1 protein-coding gene is annotated in these 292 nt (G+C 58.9%); it reads right to left on the reverse strand.

The genetic code is table 11. The features are described from left to right. Positions 1 to 292 (reverse strand): DUF3108 domain-containing protein (locus BK665_RS33820; protein ID WP_123410666.1); only part of this gene is annotated, 292 nt, incomplete at both ends.

The raw sequence follows: 292 nt of genomic DNA on the forward strand, positions 1-292 counted from the left end.
GGAACGTAACGCGCCTTGCAGACGATGGCGTCACCACTGAAGCCGTTCGTCTTGAAAGGCTTCGTACCGCTAGGGCTCAGAACGAGGTCGAGTCGCGACTCACCATCATAAATCGGCAGGCGAGTCGGGCAGATGCGTCCGCCTGCGGGAATGATGAGGCCGGAAATCGGGTCGAGAACCGAGCGCAGGTCGCGGTCTTTCACATCAACCCAGTTGTCCGGCCGGGCCTTGGGTTCGGGTTTTACCGTCGTCGATGTGACATTGCCGTTGCGATAAACGACATCATAGGTGC

This window comes from Pseudomonas frederiksbergensis, from assembly GCF_003732665.1.
Lineage (GTDB): Bacteria > Pseudomonadota > Gammaproteobacteria > Pseudomonadales > Pseudomonadaceae > Aquipseudomonas > Aquipseudomonas frederiksbergensis_G.